Source organism: Streptomyces flavofungini (assembly GCF_030388665.1).
GTDB classification, from domain to species: Bacteria; Actinomycetota; Actinomycetes; order Streptomycetales; family Streptomycetaceae; genus Streptomyces; species Streptomyces flavofungini_A.
The window spans coordinates 5853628-5879875 of record NZ_CP128846.1; the positions used below are offsets into that span (position 1 = coordinate 5853628).

The following is a 26248-nucleotide window of genomic DNA, read 5'->3' on the forward strand; positions in this document are numbered from 1 at the left end:
TTTGAGCTTGTCCGGGGGGCCGGGGCGAGGCCCGGGGGCGGCATGCTTCAGCCCGTCCGGCGTTCGCGGACGAGGCGCGGAGCGCCGATCGGCGGCGGCCCGTCCCACCCGAAGGGGCCACCCGCCCCCGGGGGCCCGGGGGCAGCGCCCCCGGTTCCGGGACGGGGCGGGACCGGGGAGCCCCCGGCAGGACCCCACCCCCGCACCCTCCCGTACACCGTCGTCATCACGGCCCTCCTCCTGACCCTCGCGGCAGCGAGCCTCGCCGCCCTCGCCCTGGGCTCCGTCAGAATCCCCACGGCCGACGTGATCCAGATCCTCACGGGCAACGCCGACCCCTCCCCGTACCGCACGATCGTCCTGGACGTCCGCCTCCCACGGGTCATCCTCGGCGCAGCCGTGGGCGCGGGCCTGGCCGTGGTGGGCGCCACCCTCCAGGCCCTGGTCCGCAACCCCCTGGCGGACCCCTTCCTGCTGGGCGTCTCCTCGGGCGCCTCCGCGGCGGCGGTCTCGGTGATCGTGCTCGGCCTGGGCGCGGGCATGGCGACCACGGTGACGATCCCGGCGGCGTCCTTCGCGGGCGCGTTCCTCGCGCTGCTCGTGGTGTACGCCCTCGCACGGGAGCCCGGCGGCGGCTTCACGACGACCCGCCTGATCCTCGCGGGCGTGGCGGTGTCGTACGTCCTGGCGGCCCTGACCAGCCTGATCCTGGTCGTCTCGGCCCGCGCGGACCACCTGAAGGAAGTCCTGTACTGGACGCTGGGCGGCCTGGGCAGTGCCCGCTGGGACATGCTCTCGCTGCCCCTCGCGGTCCTGGCCGTCGGCACGGCGCTGCTGATCGCCCTTGCCCGCCCCCTGGACCTGCTCCTGGTGGGGGAGGAGGGCGCGACCGTGCTCGGCCTGGACACGGCCCGGTTCCGCGCGGGCGTCTTCGTGCTCACCTCGCTGGTGACCGGCGTGCTCGTCGCGCACAGCGGGGCGATCGGCTTCGTCGGCCTGATGGTGCCGCACGCGGCGCGGATGCTGGTGGGCGCGGCGCACCGGGCGCTGCTTCCGGTGGCGGCGCTGATGGGGGCGGTGTTCCTGGTGGTGGCGGACCTGGCGGCGCGCACGGTGGCGGCGCCGCAGGACATCCCGGTGGGCGTGCTCACGGCGCTCACCGGCGGCCCGTTCTTCCTGTGGCTGCTGCGGCGGGGCAGGACGCGGGAGGGGGCGGAGGCATGAAGCTCCGTACCGAGAACCTCACGTACGACACCCCGTCCGGCCACCGCCTCGTCGACGCCGTCTCACTCACCCTCTCCGCGGGCGAGACGGTGGGCCTCGTCGGCCCCAACGGCAGTGGCAAGACGACGCTCCTGCGCTGTGTGTACGGGACGCTCACTCCCACCGGCGGCCGGGTCCTGCTCGACGGCGACGACCTCGCGGGCGCCGGCGTCAAGGCCCGCGCCCGCCGCATCGCCACGGTCCCGCAGGACGGCCAGACGGGCTTCGAGCTCACCGTCCGCCAGATCGTCGCCATGGGCCGCTCCCCGCACAAACGCTTCTGGGAGGGCGACACCGCCGCCGACGAGGAACTGGTCCACGACGCCCTGGAGCGGGTCGGCGCCGCCGCCCTGGCCGGGCGCGCCTTCGCGCGGCTCTCCGGCGGCGAGCGCCAACGCGTCCTGACCGCGCGGGCGTTGGTGCAGGAACCGGCCGTCCTCGTCCTCGACGAACCGACGAACCACCTCGACATCCGCTACCAGCTGGAGATCCTCGGCCTGGTCCGCGGCCTCGGCACGGCCAACCTGCTCGCCCTGCACGACCTGACCCTGGCCGCGTACTACTGCGACCGCCTGTACGTCCTCGACGCCGGCCGCGTCGTCGCCTCCGGCCCGCCCGCGGACGTCCTCACGGGCGAGCTCCTGGCGGCGGTGTACGGGGTCGCCGCGGAGGTGTCGGTGCATCCGGCGACGGGGGCGCCGACGGTGACGTATCTGCCGGGGGTGGCGGGGGCGCACCGAGCCTGACGCCGGTGCGGTCGCCTCGCCCCGTCCGGCCACCGAACGTGATCCGTCCGGTATCCGAGATCACATTCCAGGTCCCGGACCGGGAATCGTTACGATGACCGCATGGTTTCGAACGACGTGAGCATCGATACGACGCCGGGCGCCCTGCTCGTCGGCCGGCTGCACGTCGACCTGTGCCGCCTCGCCAGCGCCATCTGTCGGCCCTGACGGGCGCCGCCCCGCCCGCCGCAGGCGCGGCGGTGAGCCAGCCCCGTACCCGCGCGGCCTCCCGCACCCCGCCGCCCGCTCCCGCGCGGCGCGCCCCGCTCCGCACCACCCCGGAACCACCCCGCACGGCACGGCACCACCCCGCACGGCACCACCCGCACCACCCACGCAGCCCCCGCACCACTCGCGATCCACTCCCGACAGGAGCCCCGCATGGCCATCGAGGTCCGCATCCCGACCATCCTCCGCACCTACACCGACGGCGAGAAGGCCGTCCAGGGCAGCGGCGACACCATCGCCGCGCTCTTCGCCGACCTAGAGTCGCGGCACGCGGGCATCCAGGACCGCCTGATCGACAAGGACAAGGGCAACAGCCTGCGCCGCTTCGTGAACGTCTACCTCAACGACGAGGACGTCCGCTTCCTCGACGGCGTCTCCACCAAGCTCGCCGACGGCGACAGCGTCACGATCCTGCCGGCCGTCGCCGGCGGCATGGCCTGAGGGACCCGGGTCCCGATGCGTTACGACTCCCCGCTCGCGGCCGTCGGTAACACGCCGCTGGTCCGCCTCCCGCGTCTGTCGCCGTCCGCCGAGGTCCGCATCTGGGCCAAGCTGGAAGACCGCAACCCGACCGGCTCCGTCAAGGACCGCCCCGCGCTGTACATGGTCGAACAGGCCGAGAAGGACGGCCGGTTGACGCCCGGCTGCACCATCCTGGAGCCCACCTCCGGCAACACCGGCATCTCCCTCGCCATGGCGGCCCGCCTCAAGGGCTACCGCATCGTGTGCGTCATGCCGGAGAACACCTCCCAGGAGCGGCGCGACCTGCTGACGATGTGGGGCGCGGAGATCATCTCCTCGCCCGCGGCGGGGGGTTCCAACACGGCCGTGCGCGTCGCCAAGGATCTCGCGGCCGAGCATCCGGACTGGGTGATGCTGTACCAGTACGGCAATGCGGACAACGCGGGCGCCCACTACGCCACGACCGGCCCCGAGATCCTCGCCGACCTGCCCTCCATCACCCACTTCGTGGCGGGCCTCGGCACCACGGGCACCCTGATGGGCGTCGGCCGCTACCTCCGCGAGCAGCGGCCCGACATCAAGATCGTCGCCGCGGAGCCCCGCTACGACGACCTCGTCTACGGCCTGCGCAACCTCGACGAGGGCTTCGTCCCCGAGCTCTACGACGAGTCCGTCCTCACCACCCGCTTCTCCGTCGGCTCCGCCGACGCCGTGACCCGCACCCGTGACCTCCTGCGCGAAGAGGGCATCTTCGCGGGCGTCTCCACCGGGGCCGCCCTGCACGCCGCCATCGGCGTCGGCCGCAAGGCGGTCAAGGCGGGCACCCCCGCCGACATCGCCTTCGTCGTCGCCGACGGCGGCTGGAAGTACCTCTCGACCGGGGTCTACACAGCGGCGACGGACGAGGAGGCGATCGCGACGGTGCAGGGCCAACTGTGGGCGTAGCCCGGCTGGGAAACCGGGGGCTCTGCCCCAGACCCCCACTCCTCGATCGCCGGAGGGGCTGAGCACTCAGCCGCGCATTCTCCAGCCCGTCCGGCGATCGAGGACGAGGCGCGAAGCGCCGATAGCGGGGGCCCAGGGGGCGACAGCAGCCCCCGGTTTCGGGAAAGGGGCGGGATCGGGGAGCGCCTCCGCACGGCCTACCCGGCCAGATGCCGCACCTGGTCCCACAGCACCGGATCAACCACCCCCGCCCGCCGCCGGAACTCCCACACGGGAACCTCCCGCAGCTCGTCCGTCTCCAGGAAACTGGCCCGCCCCCGCGCGTCCCCGACGGCCCCGGGCGGCAAGGGGATCACCCCGGCCCGCTCGTCCCGGTACTTACTGGTGATCTTCGCGACGCGCACAATGTCCCCGCGAACCGCCAACACGAGACAGGGCCGGTCCTTCCCCCCGCCCCCACCGCCCTCATAGGGCACCCGAGCCCACCAGATCTCCCCGGGCTGCGGCCGCCCACCCCGCTCCCGCGGCCGCCGCTGCGGTCTCCCGGGCGGCCGACGCCGCGCGGGACGCCCGGAGCGGGCCCACCCGTCCACGAGGGTGACGAGAAGGGCGAGCACCACCACCGCGGCCAGCGCCGGCCACCACGACGTGTCCATGGCCCCGACGGTACCGGCGCCCCCCACTCCGCGCCGCCGCGCCCACCCCCCTTCGGGCGCCCCCGAACCGGTGACACCCCAGGTGAGTTCGCCCACAACGGCCCACGACGAAGGAGCGAGGCGCCCTTTCGCGCTTTACGCTCGACGGACCGCACGCCCCCCGTTTCCCCCGATCGCCAGCGTGGAGGTTCCAGCTCTATGAAGCTCACCGTCGTCGGCTGCTCGGGGTCGTTTCCGTCCGCGGACTCGGCCTGCTCGAGCTACCTCGTCGAGGCCGACGGCTTCCGGCTGCTGCTCGACATGGGCAACGGCGCCCTGGGAGAGCTGCAGCGCCACATCGGTCTGTACGACCTCGACGCGATCTTCCTCAGCCATCTGCACGCCGACCACTGCATCGACATGTGCGCGTACTTCGTGGCCCGCTACTACCGGCACGAGGGCGGCCGCTGCGCCCCCATTCCGGTGTACGGCCCCGAGGGCACCGAGCAGCGTCTGACCACGGCGTACGCCGACACGCCCTCCGCGTCGTCGATGAGCGAGGTCTTCGACTTCCACACGGTCAAGCCCGGTGCCTTCGAGATCGGGCCGTTCTCGGTGCGCACGGAGAAGGTGTGCCACCCCGTCGAGGCCTACGCCATCCGCGTCGAGCACGGCGGCCGGTCGCTGACGTACTCCGGGGACACCGGCACCTGCGCGGCCCTCGACGAGCTGGCCGCCGGCACCGATCTCTTCCTGTGCGAGGCCGCGTTCACGCACGGCAAGGAGAACATCCCGGACCTGCACCTCAACGGCCGTGAGGCCGGGGAGTCGGCCGGCCGCGCGGGCGCGCGGCGCCTGGTGCTCACCCACATCCCGCCGTGGACGGACCCGGCGGTGAACCTCGCCGACGCCCGGGAGGTCTTCACCAGCGGTCCGACGGAGCTCGCGGTGGCGGGGGCGACGTACGAGATCTGAGAGCTCTCGGAGGAGCACGGACGGGCGACAACGGCGTGGGCCCCGGAACCTCGCGGTTCCGGGGCCCACGCCGTGGTGCGGGGTGAGGCTCACGCCTTGGTGAGGTCCTCGACCTCCTCCTCGGGCTCGCGGCCCGGGGTCGGCAGGTTGAACTTGACGATCGCGAAGCGGAAGACGACGTAGTAGACCGCGGCGAACACGAGGCCGATCGGGATGATCAGCCAGGGCTTCTCGGCGAACTTCCAGTTCAGGACGTAGTCGATGGCGCCCGCCGAGAACGTGAAGCCGTGGTGCACGCCCAGGGCCCAGGTGACGGTCATGGCGACGGCCGTGAGGATCGCGTGGATCACGTACAGGACCGGCGCGATGAACATGAAGGCGAACTCGATCGGCTCGGTGATGCCGGTGACGAACGAGGTCAGCGCGAGGGACATCATCATGCCGCCGACGACCTTGCGGCGCTCGGGGCGGGCGGTGTGGGTGATGGCCAGGGCCACGGCGGGCAGCGCGAACATCATGATCGGGAAGAAGCCGGACATGAACTGACCGGCGGTCGGGTCGCCGTGCATGAAGCGCTGGATGTCGCCGTGCCAGACTCCGCCGGCGGAGTCGGTGAAGGAGCCGATCTCCTGCCAGGCGACGGTGTTCACGAACTGGTGCATGCCGACCGGCAGGAGCGCGCGGTTGACCACGCCGAAGATGCCGGCGCCGACCGAGCCGAGGTCGGTCATCCACTCGCCGAAGTCGGTGATGGCGTCACCGACCGGGCCCCAGGCGAGGCCGAAGAGGACGCCGAGGGCGGTGCCGACGAAGGCCATCAGGATCGGGACCAGGCGGCGGCCGTTGAAGAAGCCGAGCCAGTCCACCAGCTTGGTGCGGTGGAACCGCTGCCAGACCACGGCGGATATGAGGCCCATGATGATGCCGCCGAAGACCTTGGGGTCGTTGTACGTCGCGGCGATGTCCGCACCCTTGGTGATCTTCGCCTCGGTGACCGGGAACGCGGTCAGGACGTTCTTGTAGACCAGGAAGCCCACGAGTGCGGCGAGCGCGGTGGAGCCGTCCGCCTTCTTCGCGAAGCCGATCGCGACGCCGATGCAGAACAGCAGCGGCATGTTCGCGAAGACGGCGTCACCGGCGGTGGCGAAGACCGTGGCGACCTTGCCCCAGCCGAGGCCGTCGGCGCCGAACACGTCCGGCTGGCCGAGGCGCAGCAGGATGCCCGCCGCGGGCAGAACGGCGATCGGCAGCTGCAGGCTGCGGCCCACCTTCTGCAGACCCTGCAACACACTTGAGCCCCGCTTCTTCGCGGGCGCCGCCTTGGCGGTGGCCGTACTCATGTCTTCCTCCATGTGCGGGTGCTGTCAGGGGACAGTTCAGGGGGTGCGACAGCATCCAGGTGGTCTACACCACTCAGTGGTGTAGACCTGTTGTAACACGGTCAAGGCGACATAAGGAACCTGCGATTCCTGTGGGGTCGGCCATAACGCCGCATCCACGGCGAAAGGCCCCCGGACCAGAGGGTCCGAGGGCCTGGCAAAGGGTATCGCGGCGGATTCCGCTTCCGCGCGTGCGCCTTCCTACGCCTTGGTCTGTTCCTCGTCCAACGCCTTTGCCTCCTCCTCCGGTTCGCGTCCCGGGGTGGGCAGGTCGAACTTCTTGATCACGAAGAGGAACAAGAAGTAGTAGACCACCGCGAAGCACAGGCCGATCGGGATGATCAGCCAGGGTTTCGTGGCCAGGCTCCAGTTGATGACGTAGTCGATGAGGCCGGCGGAGAAGCTGAAGCCGTCCTTCACCCCGAGGCCCCAGGTGACCGCCATCGAGACGCCGGTGAGCAGGGCGTGGATCGCGTACAGCGCGGGCGCGATGAACAGGAAGGAGTACTCGATCGGCTCGGTGATGCCGGTGACGAAGGACGTCAGGCCGACCGAGAGCATCAGGCCGCCGACCACCTTGCGGCGCTCGGGGCGGGCCGCGTGCGTGATCGCGAGGGCCGCCGCGGGCAGCGCGAACATCATGATCGGGAAGAAGCCCGAGGTGAACTGGCCCGCCGTCGGGTCGCCCGCGAGGAAGCGGTTGATGTCGCCGTGGACGACCGTGCCGTCCGCCTTGGTGTAGTCGCCGAACTGGAACCAGACGAAGGTGTTCAGGAACTGGTGCAGGCCGACGGTCAGCAGCGCGCGGTTGGCCACGCCGAAGATGCCCGAGCCCAGCCAGCCGAGGTCGACCAGCCACTTGGAGAAGCTGGTGAGGCCGTCGCCGACAGGCGGCCAGACCCAGACGCACAGGCCCGCGAAGACCAGGCCGACGAACGCCATGATGATCGGGACCAGGCGGCGGCCGTTGAAGAAGCCGAGCCAGTCCACCAGCTTCACGCGGTGGTAGCGCTGCCAGAACCAGGCGGCGAGCAGGCCCATGACGATGCCGCCGAAGACCCCTGGATTCTGGTACGCGGCCTGCGTGGAGGTGCCGTCCTCGGCCACGCAGACCCCGCTCCACATCCCGGCGCCCGCGAAGTCGGCGCCCGCGGGGCAGTCCTCGGGGAAGGCGCGCAGGACCGCGTAGTAGACGAGGAAGCCCGCGACCGCGGCGAGCGCGGTGGAGCCGTCCGCCTTCTTCGCCATGCCGATCGCGACGCCGATGCAGAAGAGGAGCGGCAGGCCGAGCGAGGAGTCGAGCAGGGCGCCGCCCGCGGCCGCGAAGACCTTGGCCACGTTGGTCCAGCCGAGGCCGTCGTCGCCGAAGACGTCCGGTTGGCCGAGCCGGTTCAGGATGCCCGCGGCCGGCAGCACGGCGATGGGCAGTTGCAGGCTGCGGCCCATCTTCTGCAGGCCCTGGAACAGGCCGTTCCACCACTTCTTCTGGGGTATCGCGGCGGCAGTGGAACTCATCGGCGTTCCTCCCGGAACCGGCCAGGTTTGGCGGTCGTTGAAAACTGGTGTAGACCAGTTGTGGACGGTGGTCGGCACCGCCCCCACTAGGGGTGACACCTTGATCGTCATGATTGGGTACGAGTGCCGTGACCGCCCGCGAAGATGGGCCAACCGTGCGTTACCGTGACAAAGCGGACCTACGGTGTCGTGGCCGCGTCCTTTTCAGAGCAGGGAGAACACCATGGCCAGCAAGGCTGAGAAGATCGTTGCCGGGCTCGGCGGCATCGACAACATCGAAGAGGTCGAGGGCTGCATCACGCGCCTCCGCACGGAGGTCAAGGACCCTGACCTGGTCGACGACGCCGCGCTGAAGGCCGCGGGGGCGCACGGGGTCGTGAAGATGGGGACGGCCGTCCAGGTCGTCATCGGGACCGACGCCGACCCGATCGCCGCCGACATCGAAGACATGATGTGACGCTCGCGCTGTGCTGAGCATGGGTGAGGGCCCTGTTCCGGTTGCCGGGACAGGGCCCTCACCCGTGCGTGGGCGCCCCCGTTCCGGCGCTCCGCGCCTCGTCCTCAAGCGCCGGACGGGCTTTCTCCCGCCCACCCGCCCGAACCTGCGCCACCTGGCCCACAGCCCCGCGCATCCCAGCCCGCCATGGGGCTCCCCCCGTCCGGCCTGTGGCGGGTGTGCGTCCCGATAGGCTCGGGCCATGTCTCGTATCGACGGCCGTACCCCCGAACAGCTCCGCCCGGTCACCATCGAGCGTGGGTGGAGCAAGCACGCCGAGGGCTCCGTCCTCGTTTCCTTCGGTGACACCAAGGTCTTCTGCACGGCCTCCGTCACGGAGGGCGTGCCCCGCTGGCGCAAGGGCAGCGGCGAAGGCTGGGTCACCGCCGAGTACTCGATGCTCCCGCGGTCCACCAACACCCGCGGCGACCGCGAGTCCGTACGCGGCAGGATCGGCGGCCGTACGCACGAGATCAGCCGCCTCATCGGCCGCTCGCTGCGTGCCGTCATCGACTACAAGGCCCTCGGCGAGAACACCATCGTCCTGGACTGCGACGTCCTCCAGGCCGACGGCGGCACCCGCACCGCCGCCATCACCGGCGCGTACGTCGCCCTCGCCGACGCCGTCGCCTGGGCCCAGGGCAAGAAGCTGGTCAAGGCCGGCCGCAAGCCCCTCACCGGCACGGTCAGCGCGGTCTCCGTCGGCATCGTCGGCGGCGTACCGCTGCTCGACCTCTGCTACGAGGAGGACGTGAAGGCCGACACCGACATGAACGTCGTGTGCACCGGCGACGGCCGCTTCGTCGAGGTGCAGGGCACCGCCGAGGCCGAGCCGTTCGCCCGCGAGGAGCTGAACGCGCTGCTCGACCTCGCCGTCGGCGGCTGCGCCGACCTCGCCGCGTACCAGCGCCAGGCGCTGGAAGCGGTCACGTAGGGCAGCACGCGGAGCGCGGCCCAAGTGGCTCACGGTGCGATCGAGTTGAGTACGAGTGCGGGCGGTTCGCGGTTCGGTCCGCCCGGCGTGGGAAGCAACCCTCGGGGCCCGGACGGGCGTTCTTACGGATGCGGGCGCACGGGCCAGCCGTACGCCCGCCCGAAACGGGGAGGGATTTCCGCATGGCCGCGCGCCACCGCCGTACCGCTACCGCCATCATCACCGCTCTGATCGCAGTTCCGGCGGTCTCCGGCCTCGTGGCCTGCGACCCCGTCGACAAGGCCGTCGACTGCGTCAAGACGGCCGACGCGATCCACGACAGCGTCGAGGAGATGCAGGAGGCCGCCCAGGACGCCGCGCTGAACCCCAGCAAGGCCGATGAGGCGCTCGACGACGTCGAGGACAGCCTCGGCGACATCCGCGACAAGTCCGACGACGCCGACGTGGACAAGGCCCTCGACCACCTGGAGAAGGCCGTCGACAACATCCGCGACGCCTCCAAGGACGGCGGCGACAAGTCGCCCGACCTCAGCCCGGCCGTCGACGCGGCCAAGGAGCTGACGAAGGTCTGCACCGACTGACCGAGGCCGACGGCGCGCCCCTTTCCTGAAGACACGGCGAGCGGCGCGCCGAGAGGCTCCGCGCGTGTCACGCCGACGGGACGGGGCGGCCCGCCACGCGCCGGTCACGGGGTCGCGATACTGGTCCCATGACCCGCCTCATCCTCGCCACCCGCAACGCCGGCAAGCTCACCGAACTCACGGCGATCCTCGCCGCCGCCGGGCTCGACCACGAGCTGGTCGGCGCCGACGCCTACCCGGACGTCCCCGACGTCAAGGAGACCGGCGTCACCTTCGCCGAGAACGCGCTCCTGAAGGCGCACGCCCTGGCCGATGCCACCGGCCTGCCCGCCGTCGCCGACGACTCGGGCCTGTGCGTCGACGTGCTCGGCGGCGCCCCGGGCATCTTCTCCGCGCGCTGGGCGGGCCGCCACGGCGACGACCGCGCCAACCTGGACCTGCTGCTCGCCCAGCTCGGCGACATCGACGACCCGCACCGCGGCGCCCACTTCGCGTGCGCGGCCGCCCTCGCGCTGCCGGACGGCAGGGAGCGGGTGGTGGAGGGGCAGCTGCTCGGCACCCTGCGGCACACCCCGGCGGGCACCGGCGGCTTCGGCTACGACCCGGTGCTCCAGCCGGAGGGCGAGACGCGCACCTGCGCCGAGCTGACGGCGGACGAGAAGAACGCGATCAGCCACCGCGGCAAGGCGTTCCGCGCGCTCGTGCCGGCGGTGCGCGAACTGCTCGGTTGACCCGGACAGAACTCGGCTGACCCGGACAGAACCTGTCCTGGACTCGGCCGGACCCGGACCGGACACGGCGAAGGGCGCCTCCTCGGAGGCGCCCTTCGTGTCGCGTGCGGCCGGAGGGACTCGAACCCTCACGGGTGTTACCCCACTGGGACCTAAACCCAGCGTGACTGCCAGTTCCACCACGGCCGCGTGCCGCGACCATCGTAATCGCCGCCCCCTGGCGACGGCCGGGGGAGTCAGAACTTCGGCGCCGTGGCCTGCGCCTCGACCAGTTCGGCGGCCTCCTCCTTGCTCTCCACCGACGGCGGCGAGCCGCTGAGGGGCCGCTGCGCGGTCTCCTTCATGCAGGCCACCGCGACGATGCCGACGACGGCGGCGGCCATCGCGTAGTACGCGGGCATCATGTCCGTACCCGTGACGCTGATCAGCGCGGTGATCACCAGCGGCGCGGTGCCGCCGAACAGCGAGGCGGACAGGTTGTAGCCCACCGACAGGGAGCCGTAGCGCACGGGGGTGGGGAACAGCGCGGGGAGCGTCGCCGACATCGTGCCGAGCAGGCACACCAGGGACAGGCCGAGCATCAGCATGCCCGCCGAGACGGCGACCAGGGCGCCCTGCTTGATCAGCAGGAAGGCCGGGACCGACAGGACGAGGAAGCCCACCATGCCCGTCATCAGGAGCGGCTTGCGGCCGTAGCGGTCCGACAGGACGCCGATCCGGTTGATCACCAGCATCAGGACCACCATCGTGGCGATGAGGATCAGCAGCCCGTGCGTGTCGTCGTAGCCCATCTCGTCGGTCAGGTACGTCGGCATGTACGACAGGAGCATGTAGTCGGTGATGTTGTACGCGCCGACCAGGGCGATGCAGAGGATCAGCGTCGGCCAGTACTGGCGGAAGATCTTCGCGAGGTCGCCCTTGGCGGAGGTCTCGACGGTGGAGGCCGCCTCGGTCGCCGAGTGGTACGTCCGGTCCTCCAGCTTCTGGAACGCCGGAGTCTCGTCAAGACGCAGTCGCAGATACAGGCCGACCAGGCCGAGCGGGCCCGCGACCAGGAACGGGATCCGCCAGCCCCACGCCTCCATGGCGCCGTCGTCCAGGGTCGTGGTCAGGATGGTGACCAGGCCCGCCGCGCCCACGTACCCGGCGAGGGTGCCGAACTCCAGGAAGCTGCCGAAGTAGCCGCGCCGCTTGTCCGGCGCGTACTCGGCGATGAACGTGGAGGCGCCGCCGTACTCGCCGCCCGTGGAGAAGCCCTGCACCAGGCGGAAGACGATCAGGAGGACCGGGGCCCAGAAGCCGATGGCGGCGTAGCTCGGGATCAGGCCGATGGCGAAGGTGCCGACCGCCATCAGGATCATCGTCAGGGCGAGCACCTTCTTGCGGCCGATCTTGTCGCCCATCGGGCCGAACACCATGCCGCCGAGGGGCCGCACCAGGAACGACACCGCGAAGGTGGCGAACGACGAGATCAGCTGGGCGGTGTCGTTCCCGGACGGGAAGAAGACATGCCCGATGGTGACGGCCAGATAGCTGTAGATGCCGAAGTCGAACCACTCCATCGCGTTGCCCAGCGAGGCCGCCTTCACCGCGCGGCGCACGGCCGCCTCATCGGTGACCGTGATGTCGGTGCGCCGCAGGGGCGGGTTCCGGCGCCGTCTGATGGCCCGGAACAGGGTGCGGTGACGTTTCAGCGCCGCCGGGTCGGTGCCGGGCAGGACATCGGCCTCGGGGTCGGCCGGGTGCTGGCTGGCCGCCATGAAGTTGATCCTTTCGCTGACGGTGGTCCACGGGGTCACTTGCTCGCACTCCGCGATCGCAAACGAAAGCCCCCCGTGAGGGGGGCTTTGTCACATGCGGGGGCGGCGGGTGGACCGGCGCGGGAAAGGGGAGGTCAGACGCCCAGATCCCGGATGATCTTGGCCACGTGGCCGGTCGCCTTCACGTTGTAGAAGGCGTGCTCGACCTTGCCCGCCTCGTCCACGACGACCGTGGAGCGGATCACGCCGGTCACCGTCTTGCCGTACAGCTTCTTCTCGCCGAAGGCCCCGTACGCCTCCAGGGTCTCCTTGGACGGGTCGCCGACCAGCGTGACCTTCAGGTTCTCCTTCTCGCGGAACTTGGCGAGCTTCTCCGGCTTGTCGGGAGAGACGCCGATGACGTCGTAGCCCGCGGCCGCCAGCACGTCCAGGTTGTCGGTGAAGTCGCAGGCCTGCTTGGTGCAGCCGGGGGTCAGGGCGGCGGGGTAGAAGTACACGATGACCTTGCGGCCCTTGTGGTCCGCGAGGGAGACGTCCTTGCCGTCGGCGTCGGGCAGGGTGAAGGCGGGGGCGGTGTCCCCGGGCTGAAGTCGCTCGCTCATTTCCGGTCTCCTCGCAACTGCGCGCGCGGGCGCGCACGCATCAGGGTGTCGTGACGGAGTCGAGCGTAATAGGGGTGCCATGGGGTGCGACGGGGGCGAAGCTGACAGACTGTGGAACGACCAGTACCCAGTACACGGAACACACCCACGGAGGCAGCGCGGTGTCGGATGCGGATGCCAGGACCCCTGCGCAGATCGAGGCGGACATCAAGCGCCGGCGCGACCAGCTCGCCGAGACACTCGACGAGATCGGGGTGCGGGTCCACCCGAAGACGATCGTCGGGGACGCCAAGGCCAAGATCTCTTCGAGCGTCGACCAGTCCCTCGGTCGGGCCTACGTCAGCGCGAATCGCCTCGTCTCCGAGGTGAAGGCCCAGTTCGTCGCGGAGGACGGGGCGCCCCGCGTGGAGCGGATCGTGCCGGTGGCCCTGGTCGTGGTGGGCCTGGTGGGACTCCTCGCGGCGGGCTCCAAGCGCCGCAAGGGCTGACCCGGAGGCGTACAGGACGTGCGGGGGCAGGTAGGTTCGGGGCGTGAGCGCCAAGACATCTGAACCACGCACCCACGACGACAAGCTGCCGATCCGGATGCTGCACGACCGCGTGCTCGTGCGTCAGGACACCGCGGAGGGCGAGCGCCGCTCCGGCGGCGGCATCCTGATTCCCGCGACCGCGGCCGTCGGCAAGCGCCTGGCCTGGGCCGAGGTCGTCGCCGTGGGGCAGAACGTGCGCACGGTGGAGCCGGGCGACCGGGTCCTGTTCGACCCCGAGGACCGCGCCGAGGTCGAGGTGCGGGGCGTGGCGTACGTCCTGATGCGTGAGCGCGATCTGCACGCCGTGGCCGCGGACCGCTTCGAGGGTTCCGAGGACTCCACCGGGCTCTACCTGTAGCACCGGGAAGGGGCTGGTGACCATCGTCACCAGCCCCTTTTGTATGGCCTTTGCTACCTTGGAAGGACCCCGACGAGACGCGCCGTACCGGGATCCGCAAAGACGACGCACCCCTGAAGTCCCACTTTTCGGAGGTGCCGTCATGGCCTGGGTCCTGCTCGTCGTCGCCGGTCTGCTCGAGGTCGGCTGGTCGATCGGCATGAAGTTCACCGAGGGTTTCACCCGCCTGTGGCCGAGCGTGTTCACCGGCGCGGGCATCGTCGCCAGCATGCTGCTGCTGTCCCACGCCGCCAGGACCCTGCCCATCGGCACGGCCTACGGCGTGTGGGTGGGCATCGGGGCCGCCGGAGCCGCGGTCGTCGGCATGGTCGCGCTCGGCGAGCCCGCCACCGCCGCCCGGATCTTCTTCGTCTGCCTGCTGCTCGTCGCTGTCGTCGGCCTGAAGGCCACGAGCGGCCACTGAGGCCAGGACGCGGTGGCGGCCCGCCGGGACGAGCCGCCCGGCGGGCCCGCCCGCGTCAGTCGTCCCCGCGGCCGCGCGGCCCCGTGGCCGTCCCCTGAGTGAGCCCGCCCAGGGCGCCCTGCTGGCCGCCCTGGGCCGCGCCGCCGTCCGCGGCACCGCCGTCGGCGCCGCCTCCGGTCGGTCCCTGGGTCTGCCCCTGCGTCTGGCCCTGGTCCTGGCCCTGGCTCTGGCCGCCCTGGTCCTGGCCCCCGGTCGGGCCCTGGCTCTGGCCGCCCTGGTCCTGACCGCCGGTGGGCCCCTGGTTCTGGCCCTGGTTCTGCCCCTGGTTCTGGCCGCCCTGGTCGCCGCCGGTCGCGCCGCCGTCGGCAGCGCCGCCCGTGTCCTCTTCGCCGCCGGTGGCGCCGCCCGTGTTCTCGTCCGGGTCCGGCTCCTCGGCGCCCTCCGACGGATCGGGCTGCACCGGCACGTCCGCGCCCTCCTCCAGCTCCAGGTCGAACTCCTTCACCGGCTTGCCCTCAAGGGCCTCCTTGGTGAACTGGGCCCAGATCCGCGCCGGATAGCCGCCGCCGTTGATGCGCCGCTCGCCGAGCGCGCCGTACAGCGGCGTCTGCACGGCCGTCTTCGGGTCCTGGCCCATCACGGCCACGACCGTCGCCAGGTCCGGCGTGTAGCCCGCGAACCAGGCCGCCTTGTCCTCCTCGGCCGTACCCGTCTTGCCCGCCGCCGGGCGGCCCGCGGCGAGCGCCGCCGTGCCCGTGCCGGAGTCGACGACGCTGCGCAGGATCGACGTGGTGGTGTCCGCGGCCTCGCGGCTCACCGCCGTCTTCTCGCCCCGCTCCGGCAGCGCGACGTCCGCGCCGTCCTTGGTGATCTTCTCGACGAGCGTGTACGAGCCGTGCTGGCCGTGGTTCGCGAGCGTCGCGTACGCCTCCGTCATGTCGAGCACCGACGCCGTGGACGGGCCGAGCGCGATGGACGGGGACGCCGTGAGGTCGGGGGTCTTCTCCGGCACGCCGAGCGCGACCGCGGTGTCCTTGACCCGGTCGGAGCCCACGTCGACGGCCATCTGCGCGTACACCGAGTTCACGGACTTGTCCGTGGCCTCGCGCACGGTGATGTCGCCGTACTGGCCGTCGTCCTCGTTGGCGGGCGCGTACTGGCCGCCGTCCCAGCCCTGCACCGGACGCCGGTTGTTGCCGTCGTAGATCGTGTTCGGCGTGATCGGGGTGCCGGACTGCGTGGTCGAGCCGTTCTGCACGGCCGAGGTGAACACGAACGGCTTGAAGGTCGAGCCGACCTGGTAGTCCCGCCGGGTGGCGTTGTTGACGAACTGCTTGGTGTAGTCGATGCCGCCGTACATCGCGACGACCTTGCCGGTCTTCGGGTCCACGGACGCGCCGCCCACCCGCACGTTCCGGTCGATCTTGCGGGCCTTCTTGTCGAGCTTCGACATCACCTGGTCGTCGACGGCCTTCACGAACGCGTCCTGCCGGGGCTTCTGCAGGGTCGTCGTGATGCGGTAGCCGCCCCGGTGCAGGGCGTCCTCCTCGATGACCTTGTTCTCGATGAGGTAGTCCTCGACGGCCTTGACCACATAGCCGCGCTGCCCGGACAGGTCCTGGTTGCCCCTGGCCTGCTCCGGCTCCGGGAACTTCTGCTTCTTGCGGTCGGCGGAGGGCAGCCAGCCCTCCTTGACCATGCCGTTCAGGACGTAGTTCCAGCGGCCCACCGCGTTGGCCTTGTTCTCCGGGTGCGCCGCCACGTCGTAGGCGTTCGGGGCGTTCACGAGCGTCGCGAGGTACGCGCCCTGGCCGACGGTCAGGTCCTCGACGTCCTTGCCGTAGTACGCCTGGGCGGCGGCCTGCACGCCGTAGGCGTTGCGGCCGAAGTAGCTGGTGTTCAGATAGCCCTGCAGGATGTCGTCCTTGCTCACCTCGCGGTCCAGCTTGATCGAGATGAAGAACTCCTTCACCTTGCGGGTGACCGTCTGCTCCTGGCCCAGGTAGTAGTTCTTCACGTACTGCTGGGTGATCGTCGAGCCGGACTGCTTGCCCTTGCCGGTGACGGTGTTCCAGGCGGCGCGGAGCATCGCCTTCGGGTCGACGGCGGACTCGCCGTAGAAGTCCCGGTCCTCCGCCGCGAGCACGGCGTGCTGCACATGCTTGGGGACCTTGGACAGCGGGACGTTCTCGCGGTTCATGCCCCTGCTGTCGTCGCGGGCCAGCTCGGTGCCGTCGGCGTACAGGTAGACGTTGGCCTGCTTGGTGGCCGTGGCGTTCGCGGGCGGGATGTCGATCAGCAGATAGCCCGCGGTGAAGCCGCCCACGCACAGCAGGACCACGAAGATGAACCCGGCGAGCACCATCCGCCAGGTCGGGAAGAGGCGCCGCCAGCCCTTGCGCTTGGGGCGCTTCTTCTTGCCCGCCTTGGCTGCCTTGCCGGTGCCGCCGTCACCGGGCGCGTCGGCGGCGGCCACGGAAGCGGCGGCGCCCTCGGCCCCGGCCGCTCCCTGCTCGGGCTCGCGCGGGGCCCAGCCCTGGTGCTGCTGCCCCTGGCTCTTGCCAGGACCCTGCCCCGCTCCCTGAGGGCCGGCGGGCACGGGCCGCAGCTGCTGGGTGGAGGGGTCGGGGGCGCCCTGAGGCGAGCCCTTGGGTGCGCCCTTGGGCGCGGAGCCCTGGGGACGGCCGAGCGGGCGGAGCTGCTGCGTGGAGGGGCCGCCGTCGGGAACGCTGGGTGTGCCAGGGGCGCCCTTCGGCGGTGTCGGTCCCTCGGCGGGCCCGTCCTTCCGGGCAGCGGGTTCGCTCGGCCGGGCGGTGGGCTCCTCCTGCCCCTCGCCCGGCTGCCGCTGTGGCTCGTCGCTGCTCATGTCTCGCGGAACTCCCGGTTCGCGTCGTACATCTCGTACGCCTCATACATCCTGTACGCCTCGTACGACCCATTGCACACTGTCGCCGCATGCCTTTCCGGCCAGGCACGCTCCGCGGAGCGAAAATGCCTGGCACGGTCGGCCCCGACCGCACTACGCTCCTGCGCTTTGGCCCGGGCACGGGCCCGGGCGCGGTGGCCTGGAGCGGTACGAGGCTCTCTGAAAGGGATGTGCGTGAGATCAGGACGGTTCCGCCTGTACGCGGCCGTCGCCGCCGGCAGCTTCCGGCGATTCGCCACGTACCGGATCGCGACCATGGCCGGTGTGTTCACCAACACGGTCTTCGGAGTGATCCTGACCTACACCTATATTGCCCTGTGGGACGAGAAGCCTGGACTTGGAGGATACGACCAGGCGCAGGCTCTCACGTACGTGTGGCTCGGGCAGGCGCTCCTGACGACCGTCGCGGTGATGGGCGGCGGCTTCGAGGACGAGCTGATGCGGCGCATCCGCACGGGCGACATCGCCATCGACCTGTACCGCCCGGCCGACCTCCAGACGTGGTGGCTCGCCGGGGACCTGGGCCGGGCGCTGTTCCAGTTGCTCGCGCGCGGTGTGGCGCCGATGCTGTTCGGCGCGGTCATCTTTCAACTCGCTCTTCCGGGGGACGTGTTGACGTGGCTGGCCACGGCGCTCGCCGTGCTGCTCGGGGTGGTCGTCAGCTTCGCGCTGCGCTTCCTGGTGGCGCTCAGCGCCTTCTGGCTCCTCGACGGCACCGGAGTCGCCCAGATCGCGTGGCTCGCGAGCACCTTCTTCTCCGGGATGCTGCTGCCCCTGAACGTCTTCCCCGGCGCCCTCGGTGAGGTCGCCCGCGCGCTGCCCTGGTCGGCGCTGATCCAGGTGCCCGCCGACGTGCTGCTCGGCGAGCGCTCGGGCGCGGAGCTGGCGGCGGCGTACGCCTTCCAGGCCGGGTGGGCGGCCGTGCTGCTCGCGGCGGGGCGGCTGCTGCAGGCCGTGGCGACACGGCGGGTGGTGGTGCAGGGTGGCTGAGGGGGCCTGGCAGGGGCGGACGCGGGGGCCGGAGGGGGAGCAGGAGCTGGAGGCGAAGCAGGGACAGGGGCAGGGGCAGGGACAGGGGCAAGGGCAGGGACAGGGACAGGAGCGGGAGCAGGAGCAGGAGTGGGGCGGGCGGCCGTCCGGACTGCGGGCGGGCAGCGCCGACGGGCCGCTGGAGCGGGCCCGGGACGGGCTGCGCGCCTACCGGATGATCACCGCGATGTGGATCCGCTCCACCCTCGCCTACCGCGCGTCCTTCGCCATGACGGCCCTCGGCAACCTCACGGCGACCGCCCTCGACTTCGTCGCGATCCTGCTGATGTTCTCCCAGGTCGACGTGCTCGGCGGCTACCGGCTCCCCGAGGTCGCCTTCCTCTACGGCGCGGCCTCCAGCGCCTTCGGCCTCGCCGACCTCGCCATCGGCTCCATGGACCGGCTCGGCCGACGGGTGCGCGACGGCACCCTCGACACCCTCCTGGTGCGGCCCGCTCCGGTGCTCGCTCAGGTCGCGGCGGACCAGTTCGCGCTGCGCAGGCTGGGGCGGGTGGTGCAGGGGCTCTTGATCCTCGGGTACGCCTGCGCCGCCCTCGACATTGCCTGGACGCCCCTGAAGGTGCTGCTCGTCCCGCTGATGCTGGTCAGCGGCGCGGGGATCTTCATGGCCGTGTTCGTGGCGGGCGCGGCCTTCCAGTTCGTCGCGCAGGACGCCTCGGAGGTGCAGAACGCCTTCACCTACGGCGGCAACACGCTCCTGCAGTACCCGCCGTCCGTCTTCGGCAAGGACCTGGTGCGCGGCGCCACCTTCCTGGTGCCCATCGCCTTCGTGAACTGGCTGCCCGGCCTGTACGTGCTCGGCCGCCCCTATCCGCTCGGCCTGCCCTCGTGGGCCGCCTTCACGCCGCCCCTGGTGGCCGCGGGGTGCTGCGCGCTCGCGGGCCTCGCGTGGCGCGCGGGACTCCGTTCGTACCGCAGCACAGGGAGCTGATACGTCATGGACACGGTCCTGGACCCCGGCCCGGACGCCGACTTCATCGCGCTCGACGGGATCGAGAAGATCTTCGACGTACGCCGGAGGACCGGCTTCCTGCGCCGCGAGCGGCACCAGGTGCGGGCCGTCGACGGCATCACCTTCCGGGTGCCGCGCGGTGAGATGGTCGGCTACATCGGGCCCAACGGCGCGGGCAAGTCCACCACCATCAAGATGCTGACCGGCATCCTCACGCCCAGCGGCGGCCGGCTGCGGGTCGCGGGCATCGACCCGGCCCGTGAGCGCACCCGGCTCGCCCGCCGCATCGGGGTGGTCTTCGGCCAGCGCACCACCCTGTGGTGGGACCTGCCGCTCATCGACTCGTACCGCCTGATGCACCGCATGTACCGCATCCCCGACCGGCGCTACGCCGAGAACCTGGACCGGTGCGTGGAACTCCTCGACCTGGGCGACCTGTTGGACGTGCCGGTGCGTCAGCTCTCCCTCGGCCAGCGGATGCGCGGTGACATCGCGGCGGCGCTCCTGCACGACCCCGAGGTGCTCTACCTCGACGAGCCGACGATCGGCCTCGACGTCGTCAGCAAGGCGAAGGTCCGCGGCTTCCTGCGCGACCTGAACGCCGAGTCCGGCACGACCGTGCTCCTGACCACCCACGACCTCACCGACATCGAGCAGCTGTGCAAGCGCGTCATGGTCATCGACCACGGGCGGCTGATGTACGACGGGCCGCTGGCCGGGCTGCACGAGGTGGGCGCGAGCGAACGCACCCTCGTGGTCGACCTGGAACACGAACTTCCGCCCCTGGAGGTCGAGTCGGCCCGGGTCGTGAAGGTCGACGGGCCCCGGCAGTGGCTGGCGTTCCCGGCCGCCGCGTCCGCCGCGCCGCTGGTCGCCGCGGTCGCGGAGCGCTATCCCCTCGTCGACCTGTCCGTGCGCGAGCCCGACATCGAGGCCGTCATTGCCAAGATGTACGCGGACCGGGGGACCTCGTAGGCTGCGGGTGCCGCGTACTTCCAGGGACGCCCCCGGGCCCGCGGCAGGAGAAGCAGGTCGGCCGGATTCACCGGCACGGACATCACGAGGTGAACCTCAGCATGACGGACGCCGAGCCCACGCCGCCGAAGAAGCTGCCCGAAGCCGCCGGGCGGGACTCCGCGCAGCCGCCCGCCGCCGAGGTCAGCCCTGCCGAGGTCAGCCCCGCCGAGGTCAGCCCCGCCGAGGTCAGCCCCACCGAGCTGCGGGCCTCCGACGCCGACCGCGAGAAGGTCGCCGACGCGCTGCGCGAGGCGCTGGCCGAGGGGCGCCTCGACATGGAGGAGTTCGGCGAACGCCTCGACGCGGCCTACCGCGCCCGCACCTACGGCGAACTCGCTCCCCTCACCCGGGACCTGCCGTCCGCCGTCACCCCCGGACCCAAGGTGTCCATGGTCAAGCGCTCCGGCGGCGCGGACAGCGACGAGATCGACTGGGACGAGCGGATCGTCGGGGGCGAGCCCTCGTCCAGCGGGGGCTTCGCGATCTGGGGCGGGTTCAACCGCAAGGGCGGCTGGACGATCGGGCGGCTCTTCACGTCCTTCGTGATGTGGGGCGGCGGCGAGATCGACCTGCGCGAGGCGCGGTTCGCCGAGCGGGACGTCGTCATCCGGTGCTTCGCCCTCATGGGCGGCATCCAGGTCACCGTGCCGCCCGAGCTGAACGTCACCGTCAAGGGCTTCGGGATCATGGGCGGCTTCGGGGACGACGCCACGGGGCCCGGCACGCCGGGCTCGCCGCGCGTCGTCGTCACCGGGTTCGCCCTCATGGGCGGGGTCGCCGTCGAACGCAAGCTCCGCAAGCAGGTGCGGGCTCGCCTCAAGGCGGAGCGGCGGGAGCTGCAGGCGCGGAGGCGGGAGGAACGGCATGCGCTGCATGAGCGCCGCAGGGAGGAACGCCGGCGGGACTGACCCTCGCGGGGCGCCCCAGTCCCACCCCTTCTCCGATCCCGGGGCTGCGCCCCGGACCCCGTTATCGGCGCTCCGCGCCTCGTCCTCAAACGCCGGACGGGCTGAAACTTCCCCGGGGCGGGCCGGAGAGGTACCGCAGGGCTGATGGTGCCGGGCTGTTGCTCAGCAGGGTGCGGGTTTGGGCGGGTGGGTGAGAGAGCCCGTCGTGGGGGTCCCCCCTGCTCCTTAAGAGCTTGGGGGAGATTGAGGACGAGGCGCGGAGCGCCGATGCGGGGGCGGGCCGGCCCACCCGCACGGTGACCCGGCGCGCGCCCCGGCGGGCTAGAGCTCCGCGTCCGACGAGCCCTTCAGGTCGGCCGGGTCGAAGGCCTGGCCCATCCGCCGGAACCCCTCGTCGCTGGGGTGCAGATTGTCCCCGGAGTCGTACCGGTCGAGCAGGGCCCGGGGATCGTAGGGATCGCGCAGCGCCTTGTCGAAGTCGACGACCGCGTCGAAGACCTTGCCGGAGCGGATCTCCTTGTTGACGGCCTGCCGCACGCCCTCAAGGGCGGGCGTGTACCCGCGGTGCCCGCCGAAGGGCATCAGCGTCGCCCCCACGACCCGCAGCCCGCGGGTATGCGCCTGCCGGGTCAGCTCCCGCAGCCCGTCGGTGATGCGCCGAGGGTCGGTTTCCTGCGGATTGCGCAGGATGTCGTTGATGCCGAGGGCGATGACGACGGCCTTGACGCCGGTGCGGCCGAGGACGTCGCGCCCGAAGCGGGCGAGCCCGCTCGGGTTGGCGCCGGGCCCGCCCCGCGCGCCGGGCCTCCCGTCGGACAGGACACGGTTGCCGCTGATGCCCTGGTTCACGACGCTGTAGCGCGGCGCCCCGGACTCCTGGCGCAGCCGGTCGGCGAGGACGTCGGTCCAGCGGCGGTTGGCGCCCATGGTGGAGGTGATGCCGTCGGTGATGGAGTCACCGATGACGACGACGGTGCCGTCGGCCTCGCTGCTGAGCACGTCGACGGCGGAGAGGTAGCGCCAGTACGGGCTCTGCTCGTGGTACGCCGACCCGCTCGGGTCCTCGGTGTGGTCACCGTCGGCGACGTACGAGATCTGACGCGCGTGCGGGTGGTACGTCACCGGACCGGACGTGGTCGGCGAGAACGTCGTGACGAGCAGGTCCGAGTCGTGCGGCACCCGCAGCCTGACGGCGTCGCTGACGATCTGCTGTCCGGGCTGGATCACCACGGAGGTGTCGCCGCGGAAGGTGAGCCGCCGCAGCGTGCCCGCGGCCGCGGTCGGGTTGTTCGAGGCGGTGGCCACGGCGACGGAGGCGTGCGTGACGGTGAGCGGCTGGGTGCCGTACAGGTTCGTGAGGGTGATGCGGGCGCTCTCGCCGCCGACGCTGGTGTGGACGACGTTGCGTACGGAACGCCCCGCCATACCACGCGCCTCGGTGCCGGGTTCGGCGCCCGCGGGAGAGGCGGACCAGGTGCCGACCCAGGTGCCCGCCGACGCCGGGGCCGCGGAGTTGCGCGGCCCCCGCGGAGAGGCGCTGAGCTGGTCCAACGCGTCGTCGTCGGCGCCGGTGACGCCGATGTATATGGCCGCTGAGACGACCACGACGACCGCGAGCACGGCGGCCAGCAGTGCATAACCGTGACGCTTGGTCATGCGGGCTGTTTCTCCTCGGGCAGGGGGAGCCCGAGGCTCCGGTGTGAACACCCCATGATGCGTCATGGGTCGCGAGGGGGCCGACACTGCCCCCCTCCGCTCACTCAGACGCCGGGAACTTGTGGTTCGTTCCAGGAGTCGGACTGGAAGGGACAATGCGAACGGGTACGAAGACGGCGTACGACACTCGAAGACGGGCGTACGACACTCGAAGGCGGCGTACGACAGGCGTGCGCGTCCCCAGGGACGCGCAGGACGCAGGAACAGCGACGCGAAAACGGGGCTCCAGGAATGCAAGGTACGAACACGGAGGAAGCGGCCGAGGCGGGCAGGGAGCAGCATGCCCGTGACGGCCGCTCCCCAAGCACGGGTGGCGGACCCGCGGCGGGACCGGGCGGGTCCGGCGGCCTCGGCGGACCCGGCGCCTTCAGCGAGGCCGACGCGGAGAAGCAGCGCGGCGTGCGCCGGATGAAGCTGACCGCGACGGGCCTGCTGCTGTTCGTCGCGGTCGTGTACGTGCTCGCGAAGTGGGCGCAGAACACGGGCGCCGGGACCTGGGCCGGATATGTCGCGGCGGCCGCCGAGGCGGGCATGGTCGGCGCGCTCGCCGACTGGTTCGCGGTGACGGCCCTGTTCCGGCACCCCCTCGGCATCCCCATCCCGCACACGGCGATCATCCCGAAGAAGAAGGACCAGCTCGGCGTCTCCCTCGGGGACTTCGTCGGCGAGAACTTCCTCTCCCGCACGGTCGTGCGCCAGCGCCTGCGCTCCGTCGGCATCGGCAGCCGCCTCGGCGCCTGGCTCGCCGAGCCGGAGCACGCCGACCGCGTCACCGCCGAGCTGGCCACCGCGCTGCGCGGCGCCCTCACCGTCCTGCGCGACTCGGACGTGCAGGCCGTCGTCGGCGAGGCCATCACGCGCCGCGCCGACGCCCAGGAGGTCGCGCCCGGCATCGGCAAGATGCTGGAGAAGGTCGTCACGGACGGCGGCCACAAGCGGGTCGTGGACCTGGTGTGCGTGCGCGCCCACGACTGGCTGGTGGAGCACGCCGACTCGGTGATGGACGCCGTCGAGGGCGGCGCCCCCGGCTGGACCCCGCGCTTCGTCGACAAGAAGGTCGGCGAGCGGGTCTACAAGGAACTCCTGCGCTTCGTCACCGAGATGCGCGACATGCCAGGACACCCGGCCCGCGGCGCCCTCGACCGCTTCCTCACCGACTTCGCCGCCGACCTCCAGTCCGACACCGACACCCGCGCCCGCGTCGAGCACCTCAAGCGCGAGGTCCTCGCCCGCGGGGAGGTCCAGGACCTGATCGCCTCCGCCTGGTCCGCGGTCCGCCGGATGATCGTGGCCGCCGCCGAGGACGAGCGCAGCGAACTGCGCCTGCGCGTCCGCGCCTCCCTGCTCTCCCTCGGCCGGCGCATGGCCACCGACGCCCGCCTCCAGGAGAAGGTCGACGGCTGGGTCGAGGGCGCGGCGGTGTACGTCGTGACGACGTACCGCGACGAGATCACCTCCCTCATCACCGACACCGTCGCGAGCTGGGACGCCGAGCACACCTCGAAGAAGATCGAGGCCCACATCGGCCGCGACCTGCAGTTCATCAGGATCAACGGCACGGTGGTGGGGTCGTTGGCGGGGCTCTTGATCTATACGGTCTCGCGGGCACTGGGCGGCTGAGGCGGTCCGGCCCGGGGGCCAGGGCCGGGGTCAGGGCCGGGGGTCAGGGCCGGACCGCCCGGGGGCTCGCCAGCGACAGCAGCGCCGCCGTCGCGCACAGTGCCGCCGTCCCCACCCACACCAGGTCGTACGACCCGAACGCGTCCCTGGCCGCCCCGCCGAGGAACGCGACGGTGCCCGCGCCCACCTGGTGCGCGGAGTTGACCCAGCCGAACACGACGGCCGCGTCGGGGCCGAAGTGCGCGCGGCACAGCGCGATCGTCGGCGGCACCGTCGCCACGTCGAGGAGCCCGAAGACGACCACGAAGGCGACGAGCGGCGGCTGGACGGTCGCGGTGAGCAGCAGCGGCAGCGCGAGCAGGGCGAGGCCGCGCACGGCGAAGTACGCCGCGAGCAGCCGCCGCGCGTCCCGGCGGTCGGTGAGCCAGCCGGAGACCACCGTGCCCGCCACGTTGAAGATCCCGATCAGCGCGAGCAGCGAGGCGGCGGCCGTCATCGGCATGCCGTGGTCGTGCGCGGCGGGCGCGAAGTGCGTCCACATCACGCCGTTCGTCGACGCCCCGCAGATCGCGAAGGTCCCGGCGAGCAGCCAGAAGGGGCCGGTGCGGGCCGAGCGGAGCAGGACGCCCGTGGCGCGCCGTGCCGCTCCCCGGACCGGCGCGGGCCTCGGCACGAAATCGGCCGCCCCGTAAGGGCACCGCCCCACGTCCGCCGGATGGTCCCGCAGCGTCAGCCACACCAGCGGCGCCGCCACCACGGCCGCACCCGCGAGTGCGAGAGCCGCCGCCCGCCACCCGTACCGCCCCACCACCTCCGAGAGCACCGGCAGGAACACGAACTGCCCCACGACGCTCGCCGCCGTGAGCAGCCCCGTGACGAGCCCGCGCCGCGCCACGAACCACCGCTCGGTGACGGTCGCCGCGAACGCCATAGCCGTGGCGCCGGTGCCGAGCCCCACCAGCACGCCCCAGTAGAGCGCGAATTGCCAGGCCGCCGTCATCGCCGTGGCGGTGAGCACGGCTCCGGCGCCGACGAGGCCGAGGGCGCCCGTCGTCACGTACCGCATCCCGAACCGGTCCATCAGCGCGGCCGCGAACGGCGCGGTGGCCCCGTACACGACCATGTTCACCGCGCCGCCCACCTCGATCGCACCGCGTGACCAGCCGAGTTCGGCGTGCAGCGGCCCGACGAGCAGGCCCGCGAGGGTGGTGAAGGCGCCTGCCGTGACGATGGCGAGGGCCGCGGTGGCGGCGACGGTCCAGGGGGTGAGGGGGAGGCGGGGCCTGCTCGGGACGGCGGGCGGCTTGCTCAGGGGTTTACGTGGTGTTCGTGGTGTTCGTGGCGCACGCGACGCACGCGACGCACCTGGTGACGTACTCGGCGACCTGCTCATGAACCGAGCGTCCGTCCGGCGGGG

26 protein-coding genes, 1 tRNA gene and 1 riboswitch are annotated in these 26248 nt (G+C 71.7%); of the genes, 18 read left to right on the forward strand and 9 right to left on the reverse strand.

The window, feature by feature from the left end; genetic code table 11:
• Positions 1–42 precede the first annotated feature (42 nt).
• From QUY26_RS24800 to QUY26_RS24815, 5 genes are all read left to right on the forward strand, one after another.
• Positions 43–1224 carry a FecCD family ABC transporter permease gene (locus QUY26_RS24800; RefSeq protein WP_289950338.1) on the forward strand — a complete coding sequence of 394 codons (1182 nt, stop codon included), beginning with the start codon at positions 43–45 and terminating at the stop codon, positions 1222–1224.
• Positions 1221–2009, forward strand: coding sequence for an ABC transporter ATP-binding protein (locus tag QUY26_RS24805; protein ID WP_289950340.1), 789 nt, complete (start codon positions 1221–1223; stop codon positions 2007–2009). The genes QUY26_RS24800 and QUY26_RS24805 overlap by 4 nt, the downstream gene beginning before the upstream one ends.
• Before the next feature lie 102 nt (positions 2010–2111).
• Positions 2112–2216, forward strand: a complete 105-nt coding sequence (locus QUY26_RS40955) for a putative leader peptide (RefSeq protein ID WP_016638880.1) — start codon at positions 2112–2114, stop codon at positions 2214–2216.
• Between the two features lie 213 nt (positions 2217–2429).
• On the forward strand, positions 2430–2717 hold the full coding sequence (locus QUY26_RS24810) for a MoaD/ThiS family protein (RefSeq protein ID WP_289950342.1): 288 nt from the start codon (positions 2430–2432) through the stop codon (positions 2715–2717).
• A 15-nt stretch (positions 2718–2732) separates the two neighbouring features.
• A complete protein-coding gene (locus QUY26_RS24815; protein ID WP_289950343.1) occupies positions 2733–3683 on the forward strand; it encodes a PLP-dependent cysteine synthase family protein in 951 nt (316 codons plus the stop codon).
• Between the two features lie 197 nt (positions 3684–3880).
• Here the strand turns inward: QUY26_RS24815 and QUY26_RS24820 are convergent, their stop codons facing one another.
• Positions 3881–4339 (reverse strand): type II toxin-antitoxin system PemK/MazF family toxin, encoded by a 459-nt coding sequence (locus QUY26_RS24820; RefSeq protein WP_289950344.1) that lies wholly within the window; start codon positions 4337–4339, stop codon positions 3881–3883.
• Positions 4340–4537: 198 nt separating this feature from the next.
• Here QUY26_RS24820 and QUY26_RS24825 point away from each other — a divergent pair, with 198 nt between their 5' ends.
• On the forward strand, positions 4538–5293 hold the full coding sequence (locus QUY26_RS24825; protein ID WP_289950345.1) for an MBL fold metallo-hydrolase: 756 nt from the start codon (positions 4538–4540) through the stop codon (positions 5291–5293).
• An 89-nt stretch (positions 5294–5382) separates the two neighbouring features.
• Here the strand turns inward: QUY26_RS24825 and QUY26_RS24830 are convergent, their stop codons facing one another.
• Positions 5383–6633: a PTS transporter subunit EIIC gene (locus QUY26_RS24830; protein ID WP_289950346.1), complete on the reverse strand. Its 1251-nt coding sequence runs from the start codon at positions 6631–6633 to the stop codon at positions 5383–5385.
• A gap of 240 nt (positions 6634–6873) precedes the next feature.
• The gene (locus tag QUY26_RS24835) at positions 6874–8187 is read right to left on the reverse strand and encodes a PTS transporter subunit EIIC (protein WP_289950348.1); all 1314 of its coding nucleotides are present in this window, start codon (positions 8185–8187) and stop codon (positions 6874–6876) included.
• A gap of 223 nt (positions 8188–8410) precedes the next feature.
• Between QUY26_RS24835 and QUY26_RS24840 the strand changes: the two genes are divergently transcribed.
• The 4 genes from QUY26_RS24840 (at position 8411) to rdgB (ending at position 10929) form a co-directional block, all read left to right on the forward strand.
• Positions 8411–8644 (forward strand): PTS glucose/sucrose transporter subunit IIB, encoded by a 234-nt coding sequence (locus QUY26_RS24840; RefSeq protein WP_289950350.1) that lies wholly within the window; start codon positions 8411–8413, stop codon positions 8642–8644.
• A 241-nt stretch (positions 8645–8885) separates the two neighbouring features.
• Positions 8886–9617: a ribonuclease PH gene (gene rph / locus QUY26_RS24845; RefSeq protein ID WP_289950351.1), complete on the forward strand. Its 732-nt coding sequence runs from the start codon at positions 8886–8888 to the stop codon at positions 9615–9617.
• Positions 9618–9799: 182 nt separating this feature from the next.
• Entirely contained in the window at positions 9800–10198 is a 399-nt protein-coding gene (locus QUY26_RS24850) for a hypothetical protein (RefSeq protein WP_289950353.1), read from the forward strand.
• 128 nt (positions 10199–10326) lie between these two features.
• Positions 10327–10929 carry an RdgB/HAM1 family non-canonical purine NTP pyrophosphatase gene (gene rdgB, locus QUY26_RS24855; protein ID WP_289950355.1) on the forward strand — a complete coding sequence of 201 codons (603 nt, stop codon included), beginning with the start codon at positions 10327–10329 and terminating at the stop codon, positions 10927–10929.
• Positions 10930–11034: 105 nt separating this feature from the next.
• Here rdgB and QUY26_RS24860 read toward each other — a convergent pair.
• From QUY26_RS24860 to bcp, 3 genes are all read right to left on the reverse strand, one after another.
• Positions 11035–11118 (reverse strand) — tRNA-Leu (locus QUY26_RS24860).
• Between the two features lie 47 nt (positions 11119–11165).
• Complete coding sequence (gene proP, locus QUY26_RS24865; protein WP_289950357.1) at positions 11166–12689, reverse strand: glycine betaine/L-proline transporter ProP; 1524 nt, start codon at positions 12687–12689, stop codon at positions 11166–11168.
• Positions 12690–12823: 134 nt separating this feature from the next.
• Complete coding sequence (gene bcp, locus QUY26_RS24870; RefSeq protein WP_289950358.1) at positions 12824–13291, reverse strand: thioredoxin-dependent thiol peroxidase; 468 nt, start codon at positions 13289–13291, stop codon at positions 12824–12826.
• A 161-nt stretch (positions 13292–13452) separates the two neighbouring features.
• Here bcp and QUY26_RS24875 point away from each other — a divergent pair, with 161 nt between their 5' ends.
• The 3 genes from QUY26_RS24875 to QUY26_RS24885 all read left to right on the forward strand — a co-directional run bounded on the left by QUY26_RS24875 (position 13453) and on the right by QUY26_RS24885 (position 14642).
• A complete protein-coding gene (locus QUY26_RS24875) occupies positions 13453–13779 on the forward strand; it encodes a DUF3618 domain-containing protein (RefSeq protein WP_289950360.1) in 327 nt (108 codons plus the stop codon).
• A 97-nt stretch (positions 13780–13876) separates the two neighbouring features.
• Positions 13877–14179, forward strand: a complete 303-nt coding sequence (locus QUY26_RS24880; protein ID WP_436840526.1) for a GroES family chaperonin — start codon at positions 13877–13879, stop codon at positions 14177–14179.
• Positions 14180–14221: 42 nt separating this feature from the next.
• A riboswitch (guanidine-III (ykkC-III) riboswitch) is annotated at positions 14222–14291 on the forward strand.
• Between the two features lie 30 nt (positions 14292–14321).
• Positions 14322–14642 carry a DMT family transporter gene (locus tag QUY26_RS24885; protein WP_289950365.1) on the forward strand — a complete coding sequence of 107 codons (321 nt, stop codon included), beginning with the start codon at positions 14322–14324 and terminating at the stop codon, positions 14640–14642.
• A 55-nt stretch (positions 14643–14697) separates the two neighbouring features.
• On the opposite strand, the gene QUY26_RS24890 is transcribed toward QUY26_RS24885, so the two are convergent.
• Complete coding sequence (locus QUY26_RS24890) at positions 14698–17508, reverse strand: transglycosylase domain-containing protein (RefSeq protein ID WP_436840397.1); 2811 nt, start codon at positions 17506–17508, stop codon at positions 14698–14700.
• A 228-nt stretch (positions 17509–17736) separates the two neighbouring features.
• Here QUY26_RS24890 and QUY26_RS24895 point away from each other — a divergent pair, with 228 nt between their 5' ends.
• The 4 genes from QUY26_RS24895 (at position 17737) to QUY26_RS24910 (ending at position 21495) form a co-directional block, all read left to right on the forward strand.
• The gene (locus QUY26_RS24895) at positions 17737–18558 is read left to right on the forward strand and encodes an ABC transporter permease (RefSeq protein ID WP_289950367.1); all 822 of its coding nucleotides are present in this window, start codon (positions 17737–17739) and stop codon (positions 18556–18558) included.
• 151 nt (positions 18559–18709) lie between these two features.
• A complete protein-coding gene (locus QUY26_RS24900) occupies positions 18710–19549 on the forward strand; it encodes an ABC transporter permease (RefSeq protein ID WP_289955991.1) in 840 nt (279 codons plus the stop codon).
• Between the two features lie 6 nt (positions 19550–19555).
• Complete coding sequence (locus tag QUY26_RS24905; protein WP_289950369.1) at positions 19556–20545, forward strand: ABC transporter ATP-binding protein; 990 nt, start codon at positions 19556–19558, stop codon at positions 20543–20545.
• Between the two features lie 101 nt (positions 20546–20646).
• Complete coding sequence (locus QUY26_RS24910) at positions 20647–21495, forward strand: DUF1707 SHOCT-like domain-containing protein (protein WP_289950370.1); 849 nt, start codon at positions 20647–20649, stop codon at positions 21493–21495.
• Positions 21496–21816: 321 nt separating this feature from the next.
• Here QUY26_RS24910 and QUY26_RS24915 read toward each other — a convergent pair whose 3' ends face one another.
• Complete coding sequence (locus QUY26_RS24915; protein ID WP_289950371.1) at positions 21817–23151, reverse strand: SGNH/GDSL hydrolase family protein; 1335 nt, start codon at positions 23149–23151, stop codon at positions 21817–21819.
• 291 nt (positions 23152–23442) lie between these two features.
• Here QUY26_RS24915 and QUY26_RS24920 point away from each other — a divergent pair, with 291 nt between their 5' ends.
• Complete coding sequence (locus QUY26_RS24920; RefSeq protein ID WP_289950372.1) at positions 23443–24831, forward strand: DUF445 domain-containing protein; 1389 nt, start codon at positions 23443–23445, stop codon at positions 24829–24831.
• A 43-nt stretch (positions 24832–24874) separates the two neighbouring features.
• Here QUY26_RS24920 and QUY26_RS24925 read toward each other — a convergent pair whose 3' ends face one another.
• Entirely contained in the window at positions 24875–26224 is a 1350-nt protein-coding gene (locus QUY26_RS24925) for an MFS transporter (RefSeq protein ID WP_289950373.1), read from the reverse strand.
• Positions 26225–26248 lie beyond the last annotated feature (24 nt).